A 247-nucleotide genomic window follows, 5' to 3' on the forward strand; every position below is an offset into this window, starting at 1 on the left:
GGCTAACCATCGTTAGATGTTGGGTTGACGCCAGATGTTGGCTTGACCACTTAACATATCAGGCATCAACCCCGGTGTAATTCATACAGGCTCATATTGACGGCGCTGGCCAGGTTCAGAGACTCAATCTGGCCGCTGCCGGGAATGGTAAACGCCGTCACGGCCAGAGGTGCCAGCAAGGCATGGGGCACCCCCCGGGCTTCGTTGCCAAACAGATAAGCATCAAACTGGCTGAACTGCCCGGAAG

At 55.9% G+C, this 247-nt stretch carries 1 protein-coding gene; it reads right to left on the reverse strand.

The window, feature by feature from the left end; genetic code table 11:
• Positions 1 to 65: 65 nt before the first annotated feature.
• Positions 66 to 247 (reverse strand): TrmH family RNA methyltransferase (locus Q4563_RS21680; protein ID WP_303606002.1); only part of this gene is annotated, 182 nt, incomplete at its 5' end.

Source organism: Gilvimarinus sp. 1_MG-2023 (assembly GCF_030548285.1).